Below are 24,306 nucleotides of genomic sequence, written 5' to 3'. Positions count from 1 at the left end.
TTTTAGGTGCCGATTCCCTAGATACCGTGGTACTCGGCGATCTGCCGCCAAGCGTCCTGCGGCGTGTCAGCGTAGGAAACCAAGTCGAGGTGCTCGTCGGCAATCACTCCCTCGTCGGCCATCTGCTGGAAGTTGATGATCGACTCCCAGTACTTTCGGCCATAGAGGATGATCGGAATCGCCTGCATGCGTCCCGTCTGGCGAAGGCATAACGTGTTGAACAACTCGTCGAGCGTGCCGTACCCGCCTGGGAACACGACCAGCGCGGCCGCGCGAAGGATGAAGTGGAACTTCCGCATCGCGAAGTAGTGGAACTGAAAGCACAGCTCGGGGGTGATGTAAGGGTTGGGCTCCTGCTCGTGCGGCAGTTCGATGTTCAGGCCGACGTTCTTCGCTCCGACATCGAACGCCCCGCGATTGGCTGCCTCCATGATGCCTGGACCACCACCGGTAGTCACCACGAACTCGCACTTGCCATCCGTCTGGCAGCTGGTCGAAACGATGCGGGCGAACTCGCGGGCATGCTCGTAAAAGTAACTTTTTTCGAGCTGAGCTTCGGCACGCTTCAGCGTACGCTGCCGCTGTTCATCTTCAGGGGCCTCGGCGAGGTCGATCTTGGCGGCGGCGACACGCTCTTCGGCTTCTTCGCGCGGCACGATCTGCGTGCCGCCGAAGATCACGACGGTCGTCTCGATCTTGTGCTCGCGCAATAGCTGCTCGGTCTTCTGCAGCTCGAGCTGCATCCGGAGCGGTCGCTGCTCGCGGCGCTTAAGAAAGTCGACATCGTACTCCGCCAGCTTGTAGCTGGGCGACTTCAAGATCGCTTGGCGATTGCGTTCGACATCTGCGGACAGATCGTCGTGATGCGCGTCGAGGGTGAATTCGTCAGGTGCAGGCTCAGGCATAATGTCCAGCGCAGATGTTGTAGGCGAGCGGGGCTCCGTCAGTGCCGTGGTTGCTCCGAATCACAAGTCGCTCCGTCAGCATTCATCTTAATCAGAAAGCCGAACATTCAACTCGTCGAGAAACCACTCATTTAGCCTAGCGTATGCGATTCGCCCAGATTCGGCACCGTCACTTTCCACCCCCGCTCGGCCGCTAGCGTTTCGGCCAGCGCGCTGGCCGCGTCGGGCTCGCCGTGCGTGAGAAACACCTGCTTTGGAGGCTGCTTGATCGCCGACAGCCACCGCAATAGCTCACTACGATCGGCATGACCGCTAAGACCGGGAACTTTCTCAATCGCGGCACGCACCGGAATATCCATACCGTGCATCCGCAGAGAAGGAACCCCGTCCTCCAGCGATCGCCCGCGCGTCCCCACGGCCATGAACCCGCCGAGCACCACCGTGTTGCGTTTGTCGGGAAGCCGGCGCTGGAGATGATGCAGTATCCGCCCGGCCGTCATCATGCCGCTCGACGAGATGATCACCGCTGGGCCTCGGACGTTATTCAGCGCCTTCGATTCGTCGACAGTCCGGCAAAGATGCACGGATGGTCCATCGAGCATCGGCCGATCGCCACAAAGTTCGGCTTCGGTCAAATCGTGGTCCAACGCGTGATCGCGGTAGATGTCCGAAGCGTTGCACGCCATGGGGCTGTCGAGATAAATCGGCACGTCGGGCAATCGCCCTTGGCACTTGAGCACTTCCATCAAGTAGATCAGCTGCTGCGCCCGTCCCACGGCGAACGACGCCATCAGCGCCACGCCCCCGCGCGCGAACGCGCGATCCAACACGTCGGCCAAGCCATCGAGCAGGCTGGCTTCGGGATGATCGCGGTTGCCGTAGGTGCTCTCGCACACCAGCACGTCGCACTCCGTTGGCGGCGTTGGGTCGTGGTACAGCGGTCCGTCGTAGCGGCCAACGTCGCCCGAGAACAGAATGCGAAACGCGGGCTCGCGGTCGCGAATCTCGACCTCGATCATGTTTGAACCCAACAGGTGCCCCGCGTCGTGGAACCGCGCCCAGATCGGCCCAGCGACTTGGTGCCACTTCTCGCGTGGGATCTCGCGGAATAACTTGACCGTCGCCAGCACGTCCTTGCCATCGTACAGCGGCAGCGCCGGCTTGTGCTTCGAGTAGCCCTTCTTGTTGGCGTACTCGGCGTCCGACTCCTGAATCTTTGCCGAGTCGAGCAGAATGATCTCGGCCAGCTCGGCCGTTGCCTCGGTGCAAAGGATGCGGTGGTTGTAACCTTCCTTCACGATGCGAGGCAGGTATCCAACGTGGTCGAGATGCGCGTGCGTCAGAATCACGCTGTCGAGCGTCTTGAGATCAAACGGCGTCGGCTGCCAGTTCTTATCGCGCAGGTTCTTCAGCCCCTGAAACAACCCGCAGTCGACCAGCACGCTCGACCCACCCGCTTCGAGCAAGTACTTCGAACCCGTAACCGTCTTTGCCGCGCCGTGAAAAGTGAGTCGAATCATGGAGGAGAAGCCGATCGGAAGAGTATTGAAAATCTAACTGCTAACCACGGAGAACACGGAGTTCACGGAGAGAAGAACTCTGGGAACACTAACAGCCGCTAATCCTCGCTAATCCCATTAGTGGTTATTAGCGTCGATTAGTGTTCCCAAATCCTTTCTCTTCTCCGTGTCCTCTGTGCACTCTGTGGTTCGTCTCAATCCAGTCTAACCCATCCCCGCCGCAAGCGCCACTAGGACGAACACCGTGGCGGTGAGGAGTTCGACCAGCGGGTACTTGGGCGATATCGCGGCCCGGCAGTCGTAGCACTTGCCGCCGAGCATCAGCCAACCGAGCACCGGCAGGTTGTGCCAGGGGCGGATCGCGTGGTTGCATTTAGGGCAGTGCGACCCCGGCCAAACAACGCTCTCGCCCCGCGGCAGGCGGTACATCACGACGTTCAAAAAGCTACCAACGCACCCACCCAAGAAGGCGACGAACACCATCGTCAACCACCACTGGGCGTCGTTCAGATTGAAAGAGTCTGCGAGGAGCATCTAGATTTGATCCCACTTGTCTGGATTCTCTCGCATGATCTTGAGCAAGTCTGCGGCGGAGGTGCATAGCCTCTGATCGTGGTACTTCGCCGGAGACTTTGACAGAAGCTCGGATGACGATGCGAGTACCAAATTACCCTGGACATCGCGAATTAACATATTCGCTGCCTTCATCACAGACCAGATTAATTCGGAGGCATCTTCCGTCAGGGCGTCTTTACTAACAAACTGACATTCTTCTGCAATACTCGTATGGTAAATTGTGATTGCCGTACCATCACGCAAGATAAAGTCACTCTGTTCCCAGTTAATAGTCGAGCAAAGTTTCTCCGCCGTCGCACACAGGGCATCGGCTGCGGCATCTTCTTCGCTACTGGTAAGGAACGAGTTTTCAGGGCACTCGAACGGAACGTTATTGAACGGATTGATCAAAGTCTCCATTCTTCCAGTCCAGTGGCCAGGCTCGAGCGTGATATTGAATGGCATTGTTGGGTTCAGAACTCGTGGGGAAGAAAATAAGAGCGTTGTCCAGCTTACCACAAACCCGCCAGCGGTCCCCCTATGACCGCCATTGCTTCAATCCGCTTCGTCACCTCGGGATCCTCCTCCAGCACCGGGGCGTGGTGTGGCTTAATCCGCGCGTCGAGCACTAGCGCTCCACGGCAGCCCCAGTGTTTTTGGTGCGTGAAAGCCTCGACGCCATCGATGTCGGCCGCGGGGTTGGTGCGGGTGAAGGTGACCCACAGGAAGTTGCCTAGCGACTCGCTGACAAACTGCGGATCGTCGACCACCAACACCATGCGGAACTGGTTGATCGAATCGGCAGCCGTGAACGAGTTGCAGAATCGGCGGAGGTCTTCTGTGGTGTCGGAGTCGCCCGACGTACTAGGCTCGAACGACGGTCGTCGGCACTTCGGACCGCGAACGGCGAGCACGCCCGGCATGACGATTCGTGGATCGCTAAAGCCATCGGGCAGGCGGAGCGAGCTGAGAACTTCAGTCGCCAAGTCGAACATCGGTCTACCAACAGCGGCGACGATCAGTTTTGATCCTGCATTCAGGTCGCTCCCCGAGTAGTCGAGCGTGTCGATCGTCGTTTCGGTGAGGAAATGCAAATCGCGCGTCCAGTCGGCGCGGCGGAGCATGTGGGTGAAGAACTTCGCGATGTCGTGCAGGTCAAGCTTGGCGTCGTCCTGTTCGGCGGCGATCCACAGGAACTTGGCGAGCGACAGTTGCCCTTGGCCGAGGATCGCGCACGCTTGGGTCAGTAGTTCTTGCGGTCGCTCGACTTCGCGGAATGGCATGTAGCGCTCGCTACCAATCGCCAGCAGCAGCGGGTGCACGCCCGCCGCGTCCACGGCGTGTACTTCCTTGATGCCGGGGAGCACGGTGGGGATGATCGGGCCCGTCAGCTCGTGAATCAACCGGCCGAACATCGTGTCTTCCTGCGGCGGACGGCCTACGACGGTGAAAGGCCAGATGGCGTTCCGCCGGTGATAAACCTTCTCGACCTTGAGTACTGGAAACGGATGAGCCAGCGAGTAGTAGCCCAGGTGATCGCCGAATGGCCCTTCGGGTTTGAGTTCTCCTGGAATTACGGTGCCAACGATCGCGAAGTCGGCGTCGGCGTAGATGGGTAGTCCACCTGCGCGGCGAATCATTCGCGTCCGCCGGCCCGCGAGCGCACCGGCGAAACCGAGCTCGCTCATCCCTTCGGGCAGTGGCATCACCGCGGCAAGGTTCATCGCCGGCGGGCCGCCGACGAAAATGTTCACGCGAAACGGCTCGCCTCGCTCCATGGCGAGCCGCTGGTGCACGCCGATCGAGCGATGGATTTGGTAATGCAGCCCGATCTCCTCGTCGGGCACGTAGTCGTTGCCGGTGAGCTGGATGCGGTACATGCCGAGATTCGACCGCTTAAGCCCTGGGTGGCGAGGGTCCTCGGTGTAAACCTGTGGCAGCGTGACGAACCCGCCACCATCGCGAGGCCAACTCACCAATTGAGGCAGCTTGCTGATCGTGGTCTCGTGCGCCACCACCGGCCCATCGCCCACGTACCGCGGCAGCATGTTGAGCGCCGAGAACGGAGCGGTCGCGTACTTCAGCGGAGATCGCAGCGCCGACGTCGGATCGATCTTGAGCTGCACCAACCGCTCGACCGCCGCGTAGGTGCTGCGAAACAGAAACTGGCATCGCTCCCAGGATCCGAACAAATTGCTCGCCATCGGAAACTCAGTGCCGACGACGTTCGTGAACAGTAGCGCTGGACCACCCGCAGCAAAAACCCGCCGCTGAATGGCCGCCGCTTCGAGGTTCGCGTCAATCGGCGCGTCAATACGCACGAGGTGCTTATGACGCTCGAGGTCGTGGACGCATTGGTGAAGCGAGGTGTAGTTCATGATGAGCTATAGGGAACTGTGGGAGGGGTCTCCGACCCCGATTGCCAATCGTTCGCTTTCGATTTCAAGGGTCACGCTGTTTAGCTCGCGAACTTACCACGGCCCTAACGGGCCCCGCTCGCCATTCGATTTCTCACATCCTCCGCCGCAGCTTCACTCCCTCATTCCCGTGAAAGCTCAACAGCAGCGCTCCCGTCGCGCAGCATTTCGCGAACAGTTCTTCGCTCATTGCTTCTTCGCCGGGCCAGGGGTAGCAGTACACCACGTCGAAGTCGTCGGGTTCGAGGCCGAGGTCTTCGTAAGCGGTCGAGGCGTCGGTTCGAACCCAGTTGAAGTCGCCGGTCAAATCGAACAAATCCACTTCATCATAGGGGACAAAGCTGCCGGCGACGAACTCGGCTTCGATCTCGTGGTCGGCGGCCAGCTCGCGCGAGACTTCCACCAGATCGTCCTCGATCTCGATGCCCACGGCGTCGTACCCCAGCGTGGCGGCGAGGCAGGTCACCACGCCGACGCCCGATCCCCACTCCATGAACCGCCGACCGGGCGCGAGGTTCAGCGATGCAATCGCCGCCAACGCCTCGTACGCCAGAACGAAATCGCTCGGCACAAAGGCAGCGACCGGCGTGTCGCGGTGGTCGAACTGGAACGAGTCGATTCGCTCGTCGGCGTCGTCGAGCAAGGCCCGAATCCGGGCGGGAAGTACGAGCGAGGGTGGGTCGAAAGGAATCGTCTTGAGGCGGGCCATCGTCTGCAATCGTCGGGAACGGGGGACACAGTTGCGAGTTCATCCCTACTCGCAGTATTCTGGAGGGCCCTCGCATTATGCCCTTACCCCAGCCACCGACGGAAGTCGGCGGTTGCCTGTCACTCCTCCAAGCCCCCGCTGCAATGCCATCAGAAATCAACGTCGGACTCGTCGGCTACAAGTTTATGGGCAAGGCGCATTCCAACGCCTACATGACGGTCGATAAGTTCTTCGACTGCACGGCGCGGCCCGTGATGAAGGCCGTATGTGGTCGCGACCAGTCGGCGGTGTCGGAGTTTGCTGAGCGGTGGGGCTGGCAGGGTTACGAGACTTCGTGGGAAAAACTGGTCGCGCGGGACGACATCGACCTCGTGGACATCGGCACGCCGGGCAGCACGCACGCCGAGATCGCCATCGCCGCCGCCAAGGCGGGTAAGCACGTGTTCTGCGAAAAGCCGCTGGCGATGAACATGGCCGAGTGCCGGGCGATGATCGACGCGGTTCGTTCGGCCGGTGTGAAGAACATGGTGAACTTCAACTATCGCCGTGTACCCGCTGTGGCGCTCGCCAAGCAGATGATCGACAACGACGCCATCGGCGAAATCCGCCACGCGCGGTTTACCTACTTGCAGGACTGGCTGGTCGATCCGATGTTCCCCATGAACTGGCGGATGCGCAAAGAGTCGGCCGGCAGCGGAGCCCATGGCGACCTAGGTGCTCACGCCATCGACCTCGCCCACTATCTGGTCGGCGATCTCGCCAGTGTTGTCGGACAGAAGAAAACCTTCATCACCGAGCGCCCCGCCGAAGGAACCAGCAGCGGCCTCACCGCCACCGCGGGCGAAGGAACCGAAGAGGTGACGGTCGACGACTCGAGCATGTGGCTCGCGAAGTTCGAGAGCGGCGCGTTTGGTTCGTTCGAAGCCACGCGTTTGGCTCCAGGCCGAAAGAACTTCAATCGGTTCGAGATCAATGGCAGCAAGGGCACGCTGGTGTGGTGCTTTGAGGACATGAACTGGCTGGAGTTCTACACGACCGAAGACACTGAAAGTGCCCGAGGCTTCCGTCGCATCCTGGCGACCGAAAGCTCGCACCCCTACGTCGGCAACTGGTGGCCGCCGGGACACATCCTGGGCTACGAACACGGCTTCGTCCACGCAGTGTATGATCTGCTAGAAGACATCGCTCACGACCGCCCCTGCGTGCCCGACTTCCGCGACGGAGCGAAATGCGTCGCCGTTCTCGAAGCGGTCGACAAGTCGATCGAGACGAACGCGTGGGCGAACGTAGAGCGTGTAAATTAAAGAAAACGATTCGTCGCGGATGCGCACGGATCAAAGCGGATGCCCACGGATTGAAGCATTAGCCCGAGCGTTCCATTGGATCAGCGTTGATCCGCTTAAATCCGCGCCAATCCGCGACTAATTCTTCTTAAACCCTGAATACTGAACCCTCGATACTTCCATGATTAAAGCTGCCATTATCGGTACTGGTTTTATTGGCCCCGCGCACGTCGAGGCGATTCGTCGGCTGGGGTTTGTTGAAGTGATTGCCGTTTCGGAGCGGACGCAGGAGCTGGCGGAGCAGAAGGCCCGCGAGCTCTCCATTCCCAAGGCCTACGGCGACTACCGCGAACTGCTGGCCGATCCGCAGGTGCAGGTGGTGCATAACTGCACGCCGAATCACCTGCACTTCGAGATGAACAAGGCGATCATGCAGGCCAGCAAGCACGTGGTGAGCGAGAAGCCCCTGGCGATGAACTCCACTGAGTCGCGCGAGCTGGTGAAAATTGCCGAAGAGACCGGCGTGATGAACGCCATCAACTTCAACTATCGCTTCATGCCTTTGGTGCAGCAGGCCAAGCAGATGGTAGCCAAGGGAGACATCGGCCGAGTGTTCACCGTGCATGGCAGCTACCTGCAAGACTGGCTGCTCAAGGACACCGACTGGAACTGGCGGCTGGTCCCCGAGATGTCGGGCGAGTCGCGGGCCATCGCCGACATTGGCAGCCACTGGTGCGACATCGTGCAGTTTGTCACGGGCCTGAAGATTAAGCGCGTGATGGCCGACTTGGTGACGATTCACCCTGAGCGGAAGAAACCAACCGTCGAGATGCAAACCTATTCGGGCCGCGAACTGCAACCCGGTGAGTACGAAGCGATGCCGATCCACACCGAGGACTACGCTAGTGTGCTGTTGGAGTTCGACAACGGCTCGCACGGCGTGATGACCGTCAGCCAGTGCGCAGCAGGCCAGAAGAACCGCCTGCGGTTCGAGATCGATGGCTCGAACGCCTCGCTGGCATGGGATCAACAGAATCCCAACGAACTGTGGATCGGACGCCGCGACAAGCCGAACGAAGTGATGCTCAAAGACGCAAGCCTGATGCACGACGAGGCGAAGGACTACGCCCACTATCCCGGCGGCCACAACGAAGCCTGGCCCGACGGACCGAAGAACCTGTTCCGCAACATCTACGGCTACCTCGCCGGCAATCGCCCCGGTGGCGACTTCTCGACCTTCCTCGACGGCCACAATGAAATCGCGATCTGCGAAGCGATGGTCAAGAGCAGCAAGGCGAAGCAGTGGGTCGACGTGGAGTACTAGGCGGTAAGCTATAGGCTATAGGCTGTAAGCTAGCGAGCGGGGCCCGTAAGGGCCGTGGTGACTTGCCATTTACACGCACCCCCATGCCCCAAGCTCATCATGCCTCAAGCTAACGACCCCTTCCGCTTCCGACTCGCTACGCTACTCATCGGCACCGCGACGGTGGCGTTCGTCGTCTACGCGACGGTGCAGCCCTCGGTCTGGGCGGCGAGCTTTGGGTTCACCGTGGCGGTTGTGGTGCTTTCGCTGGGGCTCGTTCGGGCAGTGGTGTCCAACGGACTGCGGCGGCGGTACCTATTGGCGTTCAGCCTAGCTGGATTGGCCTACATGGGAGTGCTGTATTTGCCCGGAATCGATGAACGAATCGGATCGAGACTGCTCTCCAGCGTAGCATTCGCAGAGATCGACAAGACGGTCTACGTGGGTAGAGATTTCCAGTCAAGTGATCAAGTACTGAAGTTGCGTGCGCGGCAGCGGGGTGCGGTCATGATGTGGATGGAGGCCGATGCAATGGGAAACGCGGTTCACCGAAACGCTCAGTCGATCCCGTTCGTCCTCCCCCAAGAAACCTGGGCCGCCCGCGCCTTCCACTCGATGTTCGCTATTGTGATAGGCCTCGTCGCCGGCTGGGTGGCGATGTTGCCGGTACGGAGGGAATTCAAGGACGACACTGCCGTGGGGGGTGTGGTAGAATAGAAGCATGTCGACCGTCAGCCTCAATAGCGTCTACGATTGCTCGTTTCACGTCCCCGCCACCGGGATGACGCTGGCGAAGTACCGCGACTGGGCCGAGTCGGACGGCTATCCCGAGCACGGCAAGGTCGTTTACTTTCAGGGGGAACTGTATTTCGACATGAGCCCCGAACGAATGGACTCGCATGCGGTCCTTAAGCAAGAGTTAAACTTCACACTCGACGGTATTAACCGCTCCCGGAAGTTGGGACGCTATTTTCCGGATGGCTCGGGACTGCAGCACGACCGTGCCCAAGTCGCCAATGAGCCTGACGCGATGTTCGCCACATGGGAGACTATCAAGGCAGGTCGCCTTGTGGTCCCATCCGAAAAGAAGGGTCTGCACACTGCGCTCGTCGGCACCCCCGATTGGGTATGCGAGATCGTCAGCGACTCGTCCGTTGAGAAGGATACCGAGGTGCTCCGGACGGCCTATCACGCGGCTGGCATCCCTGAGTACTGGATACTTGATGCCCGGGAAGAAGAGATTGTCTTTCAACTCCTCCGCTGGACTCCGGCGTCCTACGCCCAGGTGCCTGCAGTCGATGGCTGGCATCGCTCCCAGGTTTTCGGCCTTGAGTTCCAACTCACCCGGCATCTCGATCAAGTTGGCTGGTGGCAGTACGAGTTGAAGTCCCGGTAAAAGCCATCCAGGGCGGTGCCTCGGCTGACATGTCGCGCCCGTTCCGGGCTAAAGCCATGTCCGTTCCTTCATTCGCGAATTTCCGCGTAATTCGCGGGCAAAGCTTTCCTTGATCAGGAAGGTGGCTGATTGCGCACCGTCCCCTCCCCCAGACCCTCACCCGGGTCGGCGAGAGGGGACTAAATCTGCTAGCACCCCAACTGATGTGGGCGAGCTTGCGGGGATTTGCTACGGTCCCAGCCCCCAATTCCCCTGACGCTGGCCTCCAGCCCTTAGCCCCACTCTTCCCATGCTTACCGTCCTCATTCCCTGCAAAGACGAGCGTCATAACATTCTCGACTGCATCGACTCGGTGCGGGATTTCGCCGACGAGATTCTGGTGGCCGATTCGGGTTCGACGGATGGCACGCTCGAACTCATTCGCGAGATGCCCGGTGTGCGGGTGATCGAACGCGAGTACGTCAACAGCGCGGACTTCAAGAACTGGGCAATTCCCCAAGCCCAGCACGAGTGGGTCTTCTTGCTCGACGCCGACGAACGGGCGACGCCCGAAGTGGCGCTCAGCGTTGGCAAGGCACTGGCGTCGCCGGGTAAGTGCGAGGCGTTCGCCGTGAAGCGCGACACCTACATGCTGGGTCATCGGCTGCGTTACTCGGGTGCCCAGAGTGCCACCTGCACGCGATTGTTCCGCCGCGAGTTGCGCTACCAGCCACGCCGGGTGCACGCCGACATCATCGTCGAGCCGGGTAAGCTCGGCATGCTTACCGGCAAGTTGCAGCACCACACGTGCCAGTGCCTGAACCGGTTCCTGCAGACTCAGAATCGCTACTCTTCATGGGCCGCGCTCGATGCGTTCGAAGCCGGGAAGCGTGTTGGCTTCTGGGGCATGGCACTTCGGCCGCCGCTTAAGTTCGTGCAGTTCTACTTCGGCCGTCTCGGCATTCTCGATGGCACGCCGGGACTGATGTGGTGCGGCATTGTCGCGTACTACAACCTGTCGAAGTACGCCAAACTGTGGGAACTGCACAACAGCCGCACCAAGTCGGCGCAGCGCAAGGAAACGAACCACGACAACCTGGCCACACCGCCAGCCATCCGCCGCGCGGCGTAGGCTTTCCGTAGCCGGACTTGCAAGAGTTCGGGCTGTGTTTGAGTACCACCCGAACTCTTGCGAGCCCGGCTACTACGTATTTCGCGACGTAACTCCCTATCTACCAAGCACTTGGGCGTGGCTCTCCCTGCGCGTTTCTCCTTCGTATGGGTTGAAACGGGGCCACTAAATGCCGTATTCTAATGGGTTGCGCGGACGAGGGAGCGGCATCCATTGTCGTCGGTCCGGCTGATCAGATGACAGCGTTGACTCCAAAACTGCACGCAGCCAAAGCACGAGTGCTTTGCCACTTGCTGCTTTTGAACTTAGACAAAGTACCAGCCTGTAGATGTCCGACTTAGCCCAACGAATGGCGAACCTGTCGCCCGCCCAGCGCCAACTGCTCGAGCAGCGACTTGCTGGTCAGAAACCCCAGGCCGAACCGATCGCCATCGTGGGCATGTCGTGCCGGTTCGCCGGTGCGCGGAATTTGGCCGAGTACTGGCGGGTGATCAACGAGGGGATCGCCGCGGTGAGCGAAGTGCCCGCTGATCGCTGGGACCTCGACGAGCTGTACGATCCCACCGGCACCCAGTCGGGCAAGATGTTCACCAAGTGGGGTGGCTTCGTCGACGACATCGACAAGTTCGATCCCCAGTTCTTTGGCATCGCACCGCGCGAAGCGGCACGAATGGACCCCCAGCAGCGGCTGCTGCTGGAAGTCGCGTGGGAAGCGATGGAGAACAGTGGCATCTCCGCCGACCAGCTCGCCGGCACCAAGACCGCTGTGTACGTCGGAATCGGGGCGGCCGACTACGCCAAGGTCCCCTCGCAGTACGCCGACTACTACCACCACATCGACGCCCACGTCGGTACGGGCAACGCGCTCTCCATCGCCGCGAATCGCATCTCGTACATCTTCGATCTGCATGGCCCCAGTGCCGCAGTCGACACCGCGTGCTCCAGCGCGTCGCTCGCCATTCACTTGGCCGTCGAGAGTCTGCGCCGCCGTGAGTGCACGGCCGCCATCGCTGGTGGCGTGAACGCCATCATCACGCCCGAGACAACCATCGCGTTTTCGAAGGCTCGGATGCTCTCACCCGAGGGGAAGTGCCGACCGTTCGACGCCGGCGCGAACGGTTACGTCCGTGGCGAGGGTTGCGGGCTCGTGCTGCTCAAGCGGCTGGCGGATGCCGAGCGCGATGGCGACCAGGTGCTCGCCGTGATCCGCGCGACGAGCGTGAACCAAGACGGAAGAACTTCGGGCATCAGCGCCCCGAATGGCCAGTCACAGCAGGAGTGCATTCGCGCCGCCCACGCGCAAGCCGGCATCACCGCGGCGGATGTCTCGTACATTGAGGCTCATGGGACGGGTACTCCGCTGGGCGATCCGATCGAGATGCAGGCGCTCACCGAGATCTTCAAACGCACGAGCGACTCCGAACGCCCCGTGCAAGTAACCAGCGTCAAGGCGAACATTGGCCACACCGAAACGGTTTCAGGCGCGGCGGGCTTGATCAAAGCGGTGCTGTTGATGCAGCACGAAACCATCGCGCCGCAGCTTTATCTCGAATCGCTCAATCCCCATATTTCGCTGGAGGGATCGCGAATCAGTGTGCCTACCGAGCATACGCCATGGCCCGCGGGCTCGGGGCGAAGGATTGCGGGTGTTAGTTCGTTCGGGTTTGGTGGTACGAACACGCACCTCGTCATCGAAGCCCCTCCCGCGCCGACCGCTGCGGAGCCTCGCGCCGCGAGCATCCGTAATGGCGCGCTCGCAGTCGATCCGTTGGCGGCAGAGCCTCGCGAGTGCCAAGTGCTGAAGCTCTCGGGCCGAACCGCGGACAGCGTCGAGCGACAAGCCGCCGCGCTAGTGACCTATCTCGCCGAGAATCCCGAGACGCCACTCGCGGATATCTGCTTCTCAGCGAATAGCGGGCGATCCGATTTCAACCATCGCGCGGCCATCGCGTGTACCTCGCGCGAGTCGCTCGACAAGGCGCTCGCGCAACTCGCCACAGGCAACGTCAGCCCCACGGTCAAGCGGGGACAAGTCAAAGGCATCGCCCGGCCGAAGATCGCCATGCTCTTCACAGGGCAGGGGGCTCAGTACGCGCAGATGGGGCGTGAGCTCTACCTCACCGAGCCCGTGTTTCGCGATGTGATCGACGAGTGCGACGAAATCCTCCGCACGGGACTGAGCGAGTCGCTGCTGTCGATTTTGTATCCCACCAATGAAGCCGATGCCGAGCTGGTGAACGAGACGGTCTTCACGCAGCCCGCCCTGTTCGCCATCGAGTACGCCGTCGCGCGGTTGTGGCAGTCGTGGGGTATCGAGCCGAGCATCCTGCTGGGGCACAGCGTCGGCGAGTACGTCGCCGCCACGCTTGCGGGCTGCATGACGCTCAATGAGGGCCTGGGCCTGATCAGCGAGCGGGCTCGGCTGATGCAGCAGGTGTCGAAGCCGGGCAAGATGGCGGTGATCTTTGCCCCCGAATCGCAGGTCGCCGAGCGGCTAGCAGGCAAGGAACGACTCGTTGCGATCGCCGCGGTGAATGGCCCCGAGAACACCGTGATCTCGGGCGACGCCGACGTGGTCGATCAATTGGTGGCTGAGTTCGAAGCGGCTGGTGTTGGCTTGCAGCGGCTTGTCGTTTCGCACGCCTTCCATTCGCCTCTGATGGACGAGATGCTCGACGCGTTCGAGGACTTCGCCGCCGGCATCGACTTTCAGCCGCCCAGAATCAACCTAGTGTCGAACCTCACCGGCCAGGTGATGACCGAGGCACCGACCGCGCGTTACTGGCGCGATCATGTTCGTAGCGCCGTCCGTTTCGTCGATGGCGTGGAGCGAGTCGCCAAGGCCAAGGCGAGCATCCTGCTCGAAGTCGGTCCCTCAGCAAGCCTCTTGGGCATGGCGAAGCGCTGCTTGCCGAACTTCGAAGGGGCGAACATCGCATCGCTTCGCAAAGGCCAACCCGCCGACCTGACGATGGCTCAAGCCGTCGCCGAGCTCTACACGGCCGGCGGACGCATCGATTGGCGAGCACACGATGCGCGACCAGGCGCGAAGCGGCTACTGCTGCCGAACTACCCGTTCCATCGCGATCGCTTCTGGTTCGACCTCGAAAACAGCACTTCGGGCTCCACCACCAAGCGGCGCAGCGGTGGCGGGCATCCCCTGTTGGGAAGTCGCGTGCGTAGCGTGTGGTCGAGCGCGGTCTACGAAACCGTGATCGACGCCCACTCGCCGAGTTACCTCGCCGACCATCAGGTGCAGGGTTCGATCGTCGTCCCCGCCGCCGCGTTCATCGAGCAGGGTCTCGCCGCCGCTGCCGCGACGTTTGGAGATGGCCAGCACGGCATTCGCGACGTTTCGGTACAGGCGGCCATGTTCCTTGCCGAGGAGGGTGCCCGGCTTGTGCAAGTGACCGCCGAGCCCGAAGCCGGTGGCCGATCGGAAATGGAGAGTTACAGCTCGGCCATGGATACCGATAAGAACAACGCGGACAAACCCGATTGGCACCTGCACGCCACGGCAACGCTTCTGCACGAGTCGCAACTGCCAGCGACCACAGCAACGACGCCGATCGATTTGCAGGCGGTCCGCGAGCGCGGGATCGATCCCAAGACACGCGACGAGTTCTACAAGATCGTCGCCGATCGTGGACTGGCTTACGGTCCGCAGTTTCAAGTGCTCGGCGACGTCCTCCGCACGCCGACCGAAGCCCTCGCGCCGATCGAGGCCAACGAAGCCGTCGTGGCGGAACTCGCCAAGTACAAGCTGCATCCGGTGCTGGGCGATGCGTGCCTGCAAACGCTGGCGTCGACCGTTCCGCTGGAAGAAAACGGCGACTACAGTCCCTACACGTACATGCCCGTGGCGGTGGGGCAAGTCCGGGTGATCGAGCCGATTCACTCGCTCGACAAGCCAGTGTACTGCTACGCGGTGCGTCGCTCGGACGACGATCGCCCCAGCCCCGAGACGGTCACCAGCGATGTGTTCCTCGTCGACGCCGACGGCCGCGTGCTGGTCGAGATGCTCGCCGCGCGGGTGCAGCGAATCGGCCGTGGTGCTGCTGGATCGACCACGCGCGAACCGGCCGACTGGCTCTACCGGCTGGCGTGGAAAGAGTCGCCGCTTGATGGCAACGCCACTCCCGCCGCAGGCGGTTGGTTGGTGTTCGCGGATGCCAAGGGCACGCACACCGATTTGGTAAAGCAGCTCACGGGCGAAGGACGAACGGTGACCGTGGTCCGGCCCGGCGGCAGCGAGTTCGCATTCGAATCGCTTACCGATGGCACGGCGCAGGTCACCATCGATCCGCTCTGCGAATCGCATTACGAGAAGCTGCTCGCTCAAGTCGTCAATAAAAACAATCCGCTGGTCGGCGTGGTCCATCTGTGGTCGCTCGATATCGCCGAGCCCACGGTGGGGAATGCCAATGCTTGCTGGGCCGAGTCGTCGCGACTGGGTGTCGCGAGTGGGCTGCTCGCGCTCAAACAACTCGCCCGTTGTGGCCAGTCCAAGATGCCCCGCGTGTGGTTCGCCACCGCAGGCGCCCAGGCAGTCGCTGATGCCGAGGATGTCAAAGTCGCGGAAGCACCACTCGTTGGCCTCGCTCGCGTGGCAGCAGTGGAGCACACCGAGCTCAAGCCAACGCTGGTCGACCTCGATCCCGCGAAACTGGATGCAGCGAACTTGCTCGCTGAACTCGCGGGCGAATCCAACGACAGCCAGGTGGCTTATCGCGATGGTAAGCGGCTTGTCGCGAGGCTCGAAGAAGACAGAGCAAGCCGCGAAGCGATCGCCACCGAAACGCACGCCGGAACCAGTGTGCCCGCCGGCTCGGCGTTCCAGCTTCGCATCACCAACGCCGGCTCGTTCGACGCCCTGAAGTACGTCCCCATCGAACGCCGTGCGCCCGCCGCCGGTGAGGTCGAACTCGCCGTCCACGCCACGGGCCTCAACTTTAGCGACGTGCTCAAAGCCCTTGGACTCTATCCAGGCATCAAGGACGAGATCGTCCCGCTGGGCATCGAGTGTTCGGGTGTCGTCACTGCCGTGGGCGAGGGTGTCGATCGTTTCAAGGTCGGCGACGAAGTGATGGGCGTCGCGCCGTACGCCTTCGCCTCGCACGCCACGACGCGGGATTACACGCTGGTCCACAAGCCAAAGAACATTTCGCACGACGAAGCCTCGACGATCCCCATCACGTTCCTCACCGCCTACTACGGTTTGGTTCGGCTGGCGGGGATCGAGCCGGGCGATCGCGTGCTGATCCACGCCGGCGCGGGTGGCGTTGGTCTCGCGGCGATTCAAATCTGTCAGCAAATCGGTGCCGAGGTGTTCGCCACCGCGGGTAGTGACGAGAAGCGCGAGTTCCTTCGCTCGCTGGGCGTCAAGCACGTCTACAGTTCACGCACGCTCGATTTCGCCGAGCAGATTCTCGCCGACACGAATCGCGAGGGGGTCGACGTGGTGCTCAACTCGCTGCCCGGCGAAGCGATCACCAAGAGCATCTCGATCCTCCGCGCGTATGGCCGGTTCCTCGAAATCGGCAAGATCGACATCTACCAGAACCGCAAGATCGGACTCCTGCCGTTCCAGGACAACCTTTCGTACCACGCCATCGACCTCGACCGCATGCTTCGCCAAAGGCCGGCGTACATCCGTGGGTTGTATGACGAGGTAATGCCCTACTTCGAATCGGGCGCGTACCATCCCGAATTGTTCACCCGGTTCGAGCTCGACGCGACGATCGACGCGTTCCGCTACATGTCGCAGCGAAAAAACATCGGCAAGGTGGTGGTCGCGATCACAGGCGCTGCGTCCAAGACCGACGAGAAACCCACTCCAGCGGGCAAGCAATTGGTCCGCGGCGATGGCTCGTACCTCATCACCGGCGGTCTTGGCGGGCTGGGTTTGCAGGTCGCCGATTGGTTGGCAGGGCAGGGGGCCGGTGGCCTGGTGCTGATGTCCCGCCGCGAGCCGAATGAAGCGCAGCGGGCCTCCATCGCTGCGCTCGAAGCCAAAGGTGCCAAGGTCTACACGCTCCAGGCCGACGTGGTCGACTACGCGGCACTCACCGCAGGTCTCGCCAAACTGCCCAAGCAACTACCTCCACTCCGCGGCGTGATCCACGCCGCTGGTGTGCTCGCCGATGGCGTGCTGGCGGACATGTCGCTGGAGCAACTCGACCGCGCGATGCTCCCCAAGACACTGGGCGCGTGGAACCTGCACTCGGCGACCGCCGACATGCAACTCGACTTCTTCGTGCTGTTCTCATCCGTCGCGGCGATGGTCGGTTCGCCGGGCCAAGCGAATTACGCGGCGGGCAACGCGACGCTCGACGCCCTCGCGCACTATCGCCGTAGCCAAGGCCTCCCCGCCACCAGCATCAACTGGGGTCCGTGGGCCGGCAGCGGCATGGCGGGCGATACCTTTGACGACACCAATCGCGACGCGGGCATTCAATCGCGCGGCATGGACTTACTGCCTACCGAGGCGAGTTTGAGGCTGCTCGGCGAACTCGCCACCGCCGGCGTCACGCAAACCACCGTGATGGACGTTTACTGGGACGCCCTGCTGCGGCTCCTTGGCTCTCGTCGATTGAGCGCGCTAGACGACCTGGCCGCCGATCACAGCGATGGCGACGCGGGCGGTGCGGCAGTGGATCATGAGTTCCGTACGCTGTTGTTCGCTGCCGAAGCGAGCGGCCGAGTGGCGATGGTTCGCGATTATATTCAGGCCGAGCTTGCCAGGATCATGAGCTTCGAGCCCGACCAACTCGATGTCGATCAGCCCCTCACCGCGTTTGGTCTCGACTCGCTCATGGCCCTGGAGCTGAAGAACAACCTCGAAAGCCGACTGTCGTTCACGCTGCCGATGGCCAAGCTGCTCGAAGGGCCGAGCATTGCTTCGCTCGCCGTCGACACGCTGGCGCTCGTCACGGGCGACGACGTGACCGAGTCGTCCACCATGCAGTCCGACGGCTGGGATCCGCTGGTGAAGCTTCGCGACGGCAAGCTCGCCGAGCCACTGGTGCTCCTGCCCGCTCTGGCGGGCGACGTTGGTTGTTATCATCAGTTGGTGCAGCAACTGTCGATCGATCGCCCCGTCGTGGCGTTCCGACCCCGCGGCATGGACGATCCCAACCCGCCGCACGACGACATGCGACAGATGGCCGCCGACTACGCAGCCGCCCTGCGCCGGATGCAGCCCGAGGGACCGTACTACATCGCCGGCTGGTCGGCCGGTGGCGTGAGCGCGTTTGCGATGGCTGAATCCTTGATGGCGAGCGGGCAGGAGGTAAAACTCCTGGCGTTGTTCGACACCCCACTCCCGACCATCTATCGCAACATCGATGTCGACGACGACGTTCGCTTCCTCTGCGACATGGTGAGATTCACCAATCGCTTCGCGGGGACAAACATCCAAGTCTCTGTCGAAGAGCTCGAAGGCCTCCCCGCCGATAAGCGTTTTGACGCCGCGCTCGCGCAAGCGCGCGAGCAAGGGATGTTTCCACCGAGCGTCAGCGACGAGTACGTCGAGCGACTCGTAGACGTCGGCAGCGGTCTGATTCGTGCGAGCCAGGGCTACATGCCCGAGCCCGTCGCGCTCACGATGCACCTGTTCCAGCCCACCATCGCCGGCGGTCTCGAAGACATCACCGGCCAGGTGCTACCCGAGGACAATGGCTGGAAGAGCATCGTCGGCCAAGAGATCGAACGCACGGCGATCACCGGCGATCACTTCACGATGATGACCGCTGAGGGAGCCCAAGAGCTGGCGGCGATTCTCGACAAGCTACTGCGCTAGGCTGGCGAGCCCGCCGCCGCGGCAGCTTGTTCCTTCTGGTAGGCGTCAGCGGCTTGATGGCGGATGTAGTACTTGTTGAGCGCCTCGAGCACCTCGGACTGCTGTTTGCCAAAGTGGGCGAACTTAAGCGTTCGCGACTTCTTCTCTTTCACCGCCGACTTGATGGTCAGCACGTTGTCGTTGACCGACAAGTTGGCAACCTCGCTCCAATCGAGATCGTCTTTCCACTCCGCGTACTGCAAAGTCTTGTAGGTGATGACCAGCTCGCCCTTCTTGCCCGCGAACTGAACTGGCGGAAAGAACTTCTCTACCGCCGCTTGTTCGGTTTCGTTCCGCGGCATCAAGCGGTACGCGAGCATCTCCTCATGGAACTTACGGAAGCGCTCTTCGTAGGCGTCCCACTGCTGGCGTTCGAGCTCCTCCGCTCCCGCGATGTTGCGATACCAAAGCCCGTCGCCAGCGGAGTGCAAATGCGAGTGCGCCGTCTGAGGCCCAAACTCTAGCCCCATGGCTTCCATTCGCTGGATCGTCGGTGGATGCGAGTCGAACGGATGCGCCATTTCGAGCTTCGCGAGGTCCTCGGTCTTCGCGAACGACACCGCGTAGGCGTGGAAGCCACTCTCAATGCGATTCGCGATGTCCGCGTTCTCGAGCGCTTGCTGCTCTTCGAACAGTTTCTCCTCGATCGAGCCGCGGTACTTCGAGTAGGCGGCGATTCGAAGCAGCGCGCTGACCATCGCCTTGGGAGAAGTCGTCTCGGCCGCAACGCGATCGGCGCGAAACTCTCGCTGGCGGCTCTGCCGGCCGAGCGACAACTCGTACAACCCACGAAAACAAGCCATGAAATAGAACACGGGTCGCGTCAGCAGGTTCGATCCCAGGGCTTGCAGATAGAGCTCGTAGCGCGTCAGCAGCGGAGAGATTTTCTTCGAGAACGTCGTGTCCTGGCCGCTGAAATGCGCCATCTCGTGGGCCATCACCGCGTCGGCTTCCTCGCCATCGAGCTGCTTGAGGAGCGCGAGGCTGACGTACAACGTGCGGCCTTGGTAGACCTTGTCGCCGACGGTCACGGGATGCTCGGTGACGAAGAAGTTATCGTCGATCCCCGCAATTACCTGGTCGGGTGGCTCGGTGCCCACCTTGCTGCAGAGCGCGCGGAGCCTTTGCCACAGGGCGGGTGCTTGTTGCTCGTCAATCGCTTGGCCTTCGACGTGGAAATCGGTATTCGGCTTCTTAAAGATCGCCACCACCACCGCCCAGACACCCGCCAACGCAATCACTCCGGCGATAAAAATGATCTTGACGAAGTACACTTCGAACCAGATCGCAGTCACCCAGAACGAAAGCGCTATGACCATTACGGCTTGGGCCAGCGTTTGAAACGCGCCAAAGATTCGTAGCACGTGCCACCCCGCCGAAAGGCTCAGGTACTGGGCCCGCTGTGACCGTAGCGATAGCAGCACGCAAATCCCACCCAGCACGAACACGATCACGCCGCTGGCGATGCAAACGATCGACAGCACGATCATCCAGTGGAAACTAGCGTACGCCCAGCGGACCTCGGAGCTTTCGTTGCCGGCGATCTCCGGGTTGCGCATTAGTTTCGAGAAGGGGACCTCTTCGAAGAATTGCGTCGCCTCGGCTTTTTGCTCAGGCGTCATCTCGGGGTCTGCCGCGATCTGCGCGAGCACCGCCTTTCGCGCCGCGGCGTCGTAGGTCGACTGCGCGTGCCAGAAGAAGGCCAGCGTCAACGCCGGAATCAAGAACACCAGCACCGCCGGCAAGACGAACGTCTTGGCGAAACTATAGCTGCTAAAGTCGGGCTTGGGTTGCTCCACGTTGAACCTCTTGCTTAGTTCGAGGATGTCCGCTCCGCAGGCAGAAGCATACCAGATACCAACCGTACGCCGACACCCAAACTCTCAGAAATAACGTGGGCGGTGGTAGAAAAGTAGGAGCGGCCTGATCGTTCGCCGCCAATAAAAGAAGGCCGCCGGTTGGGGGTGACAACCGGCGGCCAGCGGGGTTTGCTCGCTGGGGTGAAGCGAGCAGGCGGGGTGTAGCAATCTCTCAGGTGAAGTCTCTAGCCGGACCGCCAATCGGTCCGCGATCGTCTTTCTCTCTAACTCTTTGCTCCTAGTTCGTGCTCGGTGCCAGTTCAAACACCAGCTTCGCCGGAGGCACCTTCGCTGCGATCTGGCTGAACGCCTCCAGCATCTGCTCTTCCATCTGCGCGACCGTCGAACCGCCCGGCACGCTGATGAACACGCCATCGCCGGCGAACGCGATCGCCCGCATGATATCGCGGTCCGCCGTCGCGCCGACGGCCATCGTATGGATGGTCGCCCCGCGGTTGATCGCCTCGGTGGCTTGGTAGAACGCGTACTGCTTGTGGACGTCGTTGGTCGAGTAGTCCGCCGAACCATCGCCGTTGTAGTCGGTCCAGTCCTTCCATTTGAAGTTCGACGGCAGGCTCCATCCACCGGGGCTTTTGTTCGCCTGGCCGTCGGTCATCAGGATGACAGTCGGACGAGCACCATAACGAACGTGCCCCTCGTCGGCCGGGTCGTTGTCCGCCCCCAGCAGCATCTCGCGGGCCTTCAGCATGCCATCGCCCATGCCGGTGTAGATGTCGTAATGACCCGCCTGGTGCCGCCGCTGGATGGCATCAATGACGTTGTATTCGCTCGTAATGGGGTTCCCACTGGTGTCGAGCGATACCTCGCCATCGGAGTGGCTGGTTTCCCACACGGCGTAAGTGCCGTAACTCACCAGACCAATCTCGTCACCAAAGTCCAGGTCGTACAAGAAGTCGAGGAACAGCGACGTCCCATTTTTCACCGCGTGGAACGGGTAGTGCGAAGTCCGCCACAAGTCCTCCGACTCGTTCCAGCTCATCTGGTTGTTCTGCAACATGTAGTCGACTAGCGTGCGATGGCCGTATTTGCGCTTGTAGGGCCCGCTCATGCCCTTCACGTAGTTGATGTAGTTTTTCCACAGCGTGGCGCTCGTCGATTCGCTCGGCATGTTCTTTGGCGAGCCATTGCTGTACCGCCCCGACTGCGGATACGGGTACTTCAGTTGATTGGGGTACTGCGAGTGGTTACTCGGATACTTTTCGCCGAGTTTGAGCTGGCTGAAAATCGTGTTGGTGTCGGTGCTTGAGAGATAGGTCCCCGTGCCACTCTTCACGTTACCAAACTCAGGAAGGAACTTGGGCCGCGAGTTGTTCGGCCACGTCACGCCCGAGTCGAGTAGCTCCCCATAGATACGATCGAGACCGGACTCGACCTCCGACTGGCTGAAGTTGCCGATGGCCCCGAGTTCCGAGTCGTCGCTCATCGAGCCCGAGAAGTCGAGCACCAACACCATGTCGCGAGCTTCGACAAACGCCGTGGCCGAAGCCTGCACCGGCACCATGTCGCGCCCGACCGCCCAGCCAAACGCTACGGGTAGCTGAGCATCGGGGGCTTCGGAGTCGGTGTTCGTCCGCCGCGCAACCACCTGCACCACGTTCACCGGCGTCGCGCCCCACTCGACCGGCCACGAGTTGGTATTGGCGTCGTACCGCCTCTTGCCGAACCGCACGTCTTGCTCGGGGTCGATGTACACGCCGTTCGCCTCGGCCACCTGGGCTGCCATCGCCCGGGCCGCCTCGGCTGCAATGCTGTTGGGGTCGACGTTCGGGTTGGTGCCGTTCTGCCCCGCATTGTGCACCGCCGCCGCGATCTCCTGCGAAGCCGCCAGGGCCGCCGCGTCCACCGCATTCTGCATCTGCGTCTCGGTCAGCACGATGCGTCCCGTATCCACCGACAGCGCCATGAACGCAAACAGCAGCACCAGCAGAAAGCCCGTGATGACCACGATCACGCCGCGCTGCGATTCAGGTTGTCGGCGGAACGGAAACACACTGATCGGCGGGACGAACGAACGACTCATTGGAATACTCGGCAGGCGGGACGTGGCGTCTAGGGTGGGGACGTATCGAATAGCTAGAGAACAAAACGCATCTAGTCAGAAAGCGTCGCGCGGCCGTTACGGAAAACTACCTTGGCCGTCATCTGGTAATCGCTGCTGGCATTCACCGGGGTGTAGCTCACGGCGGAATAGTCCACCGAAACCTTGACTTCAAACAACCGCAGGTCGTTGGCGACGTCGTCGATGTCGAAGTCCTCTTCAGGGTTCTCGAAGTCCTTTACTTCCACGGTGATCGCATCGCGGTCGATGCCGTTCGAGGCTAGGAAGTTCTTGATGTCGTTGGCTAGTTTCTGGTTACCAGTCTGCCCGCCGGTGGGCATCCCTTCGCGGTCCATCGACGCAAAACGAGCCCCTTCCCTCGCCGCCGTTGCCAGGAGATTCTGCGCCTCGAACGCACGATTCAGCGACACCATGGCGAACATGACGCTCACCAAAACCGGTGCCACCACGGCGAACTCAACGGCCACAGCTCCACGACGATTACCAGTCGGTGACAGGTGGCACACACGGGTGATCGGTCGATGGAACATGAAACAGAATCTCGGCAACAACAGCAAAGGAAGGGGACATTACTCGTGGCGAATGAAGGCTTGGCCCTCAAGCACCACGTCTTGCATAAACGGCATCGGCACCAGCGCCACATCGTTGTAGGCGATGCGGGCCCGTACCAGGAACAACTGCCGCGGGTCGGCGTCGGCTACTTCCATCGCGGGAAGCGCTTCGATCGCCTGTCCATCGGTCGGCGTTGTCCCTCCGCCGTCGTACACCTGAGCATTTTTCACACTCACGCTGGCCAGCTCGGGGTCCATCACCGCGCCAAGCTTCTGCTTCACGAGCGCTTCGACCGCAGACGACGAATTGCCATCCGTCGCACCGAGTCGAGCACCCGAACGCGTGGCACTGCGCAGCATGTTCTTGATCATCAGGGCGTGACCAAACTCGATCAGCGACAACACAAAGATCAAAAACACCGGCAACACAAACGCCGTCTCGACCACCGTGGTTCCACGGCGACGAGCGTTACTAAACGGGCGCAAGCGTGCTGCGTGCATGGACGAGGGTTCCGCTGAATCGCCACCGCCGAAGCCGTGAGCGAAAGCGAGCATGAGGAGGGAAAATGAAAAGGTGGGAGCGACTCCCTACACAGCACCGGCTCACCAGAGCCGTCCGCTGCAGAGGGGTTCGCATACCGCAACCATAGGTCACATTTCGGTTAAGTGCAGGGGGGAAGGAAAAATCTTCGGCAAGTCCCCTGTAGGAGGCCAAGATACTTGTAGGAGGTGGGGAGAATTGTGTGAGGCCTCTCCGAGGCCGATTCCCTCCGCAGT

General features: G+C 61.4%; 16 protein-coding genes. 6 read left to right on the top strand and 10 right to left on the bottom strand.

Going from position 1 to position 24,306, the window contains the following annotated elements; genetic code table 11:
- Positions 1-17: 17 nt before the first annotated feature.
- The 6 genes from SH292x_RS19350 to SH292x_RS19325 all read right to left on the bottom strand — a co-directional run bounded on the left by SH292x_RS19350 (position 18) and on the right by SH292x_RS19325 (position 6,106).
- Positions 18-905 (bottom strand): TIGR00730 family Rossman fold protein, encoded by an 888-nt coding sequence (locus SH292x_RS19350; protein ID WP_442482669.1) that lies wholly within the window; start codon positions 903-905, stop codon positions 18-20.
- A gap of 131 nt (positions 906-1,036) precedes the next feature.
- The gene (locus tag SH292x_RS19345) at positions 1,037-2,425 is read right to left on the bottom strand and encodes an MBL fold metallo-hydrolase RNA specificity domain-containing protein (protein ID WP_442482668.1); all 1,389 of its coding nucleotides are present in this window, start codon (positions 2,423-2,425) and stop codon (positions 1,037-1,039) included.
- A 204-nt stretch (positions 2,426-2,629) separates the two neighbouring features.
- Entirely contained in the window at positions 2,630-2,959 is a 330-nt protein-coding gene (locus SH292x_RS19340) for a prepilin peptidase (RefSeq protein WP_442482667.1), read from the bottom strand.
- Entirely contained in the window at positions 2,960-3,445 is a 486-nt protein-coding gene (locus SH292x_RS19335) for a hypothetical protein (RefSeq protein WP_442482666.1), read from the bottom strand.
- A gap of 47 nt (positions 3,446-3,492) precedes the next feature.
- A complete protein-coding gene (locus SH292x_RS19330) occupies positions 3,493-5,358 on the bottom strand; it encodes a UbiD family decarboxylase (RefSeq protein WP_442482665.1) in 1,866 nt (621 codons plus the stop codon).
- A gap of 133 nt (positions 5,359-5,491) precedes the next feature.
- Positions 5,492-6,106 (bottom strand): class I SAM-dependent methyltransferase, encoded by a 615-nt coding sequence (locus SH292x_RS19325; RefSeq protein ID WP_442482664.1) that lies wholly within the window; start codon positions 6,104-6,106, stop codon positions 5,492-5,494.
- Between the two features lie 143 nt (positions 6,107-6,249).
- Between SH292x_RS19325 and SH292x_RS19320 the strand changes: the two genes are divergently transcribed.
- The 6 genes from SH292x_RS19320 to SH292x_RS19295 all read left to right on the top strand — a co-directional run bounded on the left by SH292x_RS19320 (position 6,250) and on the right by SH292x_RS19295 (position 19,000).
- Complete coding sequence (locus SH292x_RS19320; protein ID WP_442482663.1) at positions 6,250-7,410, top strand: Gfo/Idh/MocA family protein; 1,161 nt, start codon at positions 6,250-6,252, stop codon at positions 7,408-7,410.
- 160 nt (positions 7,411-7,570) lie between these two features.
- The gene (locus SH292x_RS19315; protein ID WP_442482662.1) at positions 7,571-8,713 is read left to right on the top strand and encodes a Gfo/Idh/MocA family protein; all 1,143 of its coding nucleotides are present in this window, start codon (positions 7,571-7,573) and stop codon (positions 8,711-8,713) included.
- A gap of 99 nt (positions 8,714-8,812) precedes the next feature.
- A complete protein-coding gene (locus tag SH292x_RS19310) occupies positions 8,813-9,409 on the top strand; it encodes a hypothetical protein (protein WP_442482661.1) in 597 nt (198 codons plus the stop codon).
- Between the two features lie 4 nt (positions 9,410-9,413).
- Positions 9,414-10,088, top strand: coding sequence for a Uma2 family endonuclease (locus tag SH292x_RS19305; protein WP_442482660.1), 675 nt, complete (start codon positions 9,414-9,416; stop codon positions 10,086-10,088).
- Between the two features lie 289 nt (positions 10,089-10,377).
- Entirely contained in the window at positions 10,378-11,199 is an 822-nt protein-coding gene (locus SH292x_RS19300) for a glycosyltransferase family 2 protein (protein WP_442482659.1), read from the top strand.
- Between the two features lie 328 nt (positions 11,200-11,527).
- Positions 11,528-19,000 carry an SDR family NAD(P)-dependent oxidoreductase gene (locus SH292x_RS19295; protein ID WP_442482658.1) on the top strand — a complete coding sequence of 2,491 codons (7,473 nt, stop codon included), beginning with the start codon at positions 11,528-11,530 and terminating at the stop codon, positions 18,998-19,000.
- On the opposite strand, the gene SH292x_RS19290 is transcribed toward SH292x_RS19295, so the two are convergent.
- From SH292x_RS19290 to SH292x_RS19275, 4 genes are all read right to left on the bottom strand, one after another.
- Positions 18,997-20,838: a M48 family metallopeptidase gene (locus SH292x_RS19290; protein WP_442482657.1), complete on the bottom strand. Its 1,842-nt coding sequence runs from the start codon at positions 20,836-20,838 to the stop codon at positions 18,997-18,999. The two genes, SH292x_RS19295 and SH292x_RS19290, sit on opposite strands and share 4 nt — an antisense overlap.
- 298 nt (positions 20,839-21,136) lie before the next feature.
- Complete coding sequence (locus SH292x_RS19285; protein ID WP_442482656.1) at positions 21,137-22,939, bottom strand: pilus assembly protein TadG-related protein; 1,803 nt, start codon at positions 22,937-22,939, stop codon at positions 21,137-21,139.
- Positions 22,940-23,010: 71 nt separating this feature from the next.
- Entirely contained in the window at positions 23,011-23,508 is a 498-nt protein-coding gene (locus SH292x_RS19280; protein ID WP_442482655.1) for a TadE/TadG family type IV pilus assembly protein, read from the bottom strand.
- A gap of 39 nt (positions 23,509-23,547) precedes the next feature.
- On the bottom strand, positions 23,548-24,084 hold the full coding sequence (locus tag SH292x_RS19275) for a TadE/TadG family type IV pilus assembly protein (RefSeq protein ID WP_442482654.1): 537 nt from the start codon (positions 24,082-24,084) through the stop codon (positions 23,548-23,550).
- Positions 24,085-24,306 lie beyond the last annotated feature (222 nt).

The sequence above is a fragment of the Aeoliella fuhlenseeensis genome (assembly GCF_052161615.1).
Taxonomy (GTDB): domain Bacteria; phylum Planctomycetota; class Planctomycetia; order Pirellulales; family Lacipirellulaceae; genus Aeoliella.
Note: the sequence above shows the minus strand (reverse complement) of the source record. Positions and strands in the feature narration are given on the sequence as shown.